Source organism: uncultured Thiocystis sp. (assembly GCF_903866365.1).
Lineage (GTDB): Bacteria > Pseudomonadota > Gammaproteobacteria > Chromatiales > Chromatiaceae > Chromatium.
Genome location: NZ_CAIPNF010000158.1, coordinates 1 through 2,664, shown reverse-complemented (window position 1 = coordinate 2,664; position 2,664 = coordinate 1). Strand labels below are relative to the sequence as shown.

The window sequence follows — 2,664 nt, the reverse complement described above, 5'->3', positions numbered from 1 at the left end:
TGCGTGGCGCGAAACCGGCCAACACCTGCATCACGCGGCGCGAGAGGTCGCCATAGAGGGCGTAATTCGAGGAGAACACCACCAGTTGGCGGCGCAACGGCGGCGCCAACTGGAAGAAGGGCGCCTCCATCGCCACCCCCAACGCCTTGGCCTCATGGCTGCGCGCGACCACGCAGCCGTCGTTGTTCGACAGCACAATGATAGGCTGCCCCGCTAGGTCGGGGCGGAACAGCCGTTCACAGGAGGCATAGAAATTGTTGCAATCGACCAGCGCGAACATGGCGCTCAGAACGAGCGCACGGCATGGGCCACCACGCCCCAGAGGTGCAGCGCCTGACCGTCGCGCAGTTCCAGCGGCGCAAAGGCCGGGTTCTCCGCCATCAGCCACACGCGCTCGCCTGCGACCTTCAGGCGCTTCACCGTCAGTTCGCCATCGACCACCGCGACCACGATCGAGCCTGACTTGGCCTCCAGGGCACGATCGACCACCAACAAATCCCCGTCGTGGATCCCGGCCCCGGTCATGGAATCGCCCTGCACCCGCACGAAGAAGGTGGCGGCGGGATGCTGCACCAGATGCTCGTTGAGATCGAGGGTGCCCTCCAGATCATCGTCGGCGGGCGAGGGAAAACCGGCCGCGATGCGCGAGCCGTAGAGCGATAGCGGGAGCACCGATGGCGCCGTGGTGAAGGTCAACGCGTCGGGTGGTACCACGGTCGCCGAGCGTGCGGCAAGCCAGGCGCGCACCGACGGGACCGCACTGACCGGCAGCCGGATCGGCTGGGTGGGCTCGCCATGGGGGCCGGACCCAGGCTTGCGCCCGGCGCCAGGGCGCGCGCCGCCGCGTGACTTGGGTTTGGGAGTGGACATTGCGCGGACCAGGGCCAGACTGAAAGCCGCACAATAATCAAAAACGCCCCTTCAGGCAACGCGAACGACCCAGTTCTCAGGGAAACCCCGCGCCAAGCGAACCGGCGCGGGACGCGGGCGCCGACCAAGGGTTCAGATCGTGACCCGCTCCGCGCGCACGACCCAGCCGTCTGCGTTAGGCCGATACATCGAGTCGCGAGCCAAGCGGTGACTGTCCCGAATCGCTGGCACGGACGTTGTCGATCGGCTTCACGGGGGCAGAGGGTTCTGCAGGCGGTTGCCGATACTCGATGTTGCCGCCTGCTGGCGGGATGGGTTCCGCTGGTTTGCTGGGCTTGACCGGCTGATAGATCGAAAGCGTGCTGCTGATTTCCATCGCCATTTCCTCGGCAGAGTAGACCATGTCCCATCTTGTCGGCACTGTCATCGAAAACTGAAGCGCGGCCAGGGTTAGGAACGCACCCCAGCGGATACCGCCGACGATGCCGGGCGCCTGCGCATGGTGCGCGACAGCCTGGCAAGCGTGCGGCTAGAAAAAGCATCCGATGCGTATCGACGGGCGCGGGATGCCTGCACTCTAATCTACCCAGTGTTTTCGTGACCCCAGTCTCTTCGCCCGATATCCCCACCGGGGATGTTGCCCGCATTGCCACCGCCGCCACAGAGGGTAGGGAGATGGACAAGAATCGACTCCATCCGGCCAATGAGGCAAGCCAGCCGAGTGACCCTTGCGACCCAAGAGCGAAAATTCGCCCACGGCGGCGAACCGGAAGACCCCGGCTAAAAGTGGTCATTCGACAAAATCCGCTTCATCAACCGCTGTCTGAAGGATAACGGTCATCCGCTCTATCACCCTCTTCGCAAACGCTGTGGCGTTGAGATATTTTTACACAAATCGGGATGTTCTTTGCAAAACTGGAACCTCATCGCCCCAGATATTCGGTCCCAGCAAAACCTGCGAACCATTGATATGGTTCGCATGGATCTCAATGGCGACACGCTGACGCTGGCGGTCCATCGTGAGTGAGCCCATGGCGTGACGGGGTATTCATCCGTCGCGCCGGTTGCTGGCGGTCGTCATTCAACGCCCGTCGACTGGGATGAGCGGGAGCGAAACCCAGCATCCATGGCGCGGGATTCGCGGGGATGCACGCCATGGGAATCATCCGCCGTTGCTTGTTCGATGGCGCTGTTTGCGGTCATCTCCGGTGGCCTGACACGCATGGTGGCTCATCTTCTTTCCGGCTGTAGGCTTGCTTGCAACGCAGAGTTCATATCCGCGGGAAGAGAAGCCACGCCCTTGATCACCCCTTCGCCACCGTTGCTCCAGTGCGCCGTGAACCTTCGAGGGTTCCCTGGCGAGGCCCGGTCGAAGACGGATAGGTCGAGCAAGACGTCGGTTCCGCCTTCGAATAAGGCTGCCGATGAGCCCAATTTTAGAATCGGTCCGAGTTCCCGAACCACGATGGTCAGGACGGTGGCTAACGTTGCCGTCTCGACGTTTGCCGCCGCTTGTTTGGCCGCTTCTTCAGCCGTCGTCACGCGCTGGACTTCCACGGCATGGAAGCAGCCAGACTCCTTGAAAAATTGTCCGATCCCGGCACCGGCCGCCGCCTCGCGGTCAAGAACATCCTTCTGGTCAACCCGCCAGTGTGTCGCCCAGAGAACCATCGCGCTGGCCCGTTGCGACCCACGTTGACAGATCGGGGATTGCGGTGAAGGCGTCAACGTGAACGTCGTTGTCGCCGCGCAGCCCGTGAACACGGCGGCACAATAACAGGCCAGAACGCCGGA

Annotated in this window: 3 protein-coding genes and 1 pseudogene; all 4 read right to left on the bottom strand. The window is 63.0% G+C overall.

What is annotated here, in order from left to right; genetic code table 11:
* Window positions 1–280, bottom strand: a pseudogene (locus QZY07_RS09085) (DNA polymerase V subunit UmuC); the annotation flags it as partial.
* 5 nt (window positions 281–285) lie between these two features.
* Window positions 286–714: a translesion error-prone DNA polymerase V autoproteolytic subunit gene (gene umuD, locus QZY07_RS09080; protein WP_363183974.1), complete on the bottom strand. Its 429-nt coding sequence runs from the start codon at window positions 712–714 to the stop codon at window positions 286–288.
* A gap of 331 nt (window positions 715–1,045) precedes the next feature.
* Complete coding sequence (locus QZY07_RS09075) at window positions 1,046–1,273, bottom strand: hypothetical protein (protein ID WP_295401746.1); 228 nt, start codon at window positions 1,271–1,273, stop codon at window positions 1,046–1,048.
* Between the two features lie 827 nt (window positions 1,274–2,100).
* Window positions 2,101–2,664: hypothetical protein (locus tag QZY07_RS09070; protein WP_295401744.1), on the bottom strand; the 564-nt coding region annotated here is incomplete at its 5' end.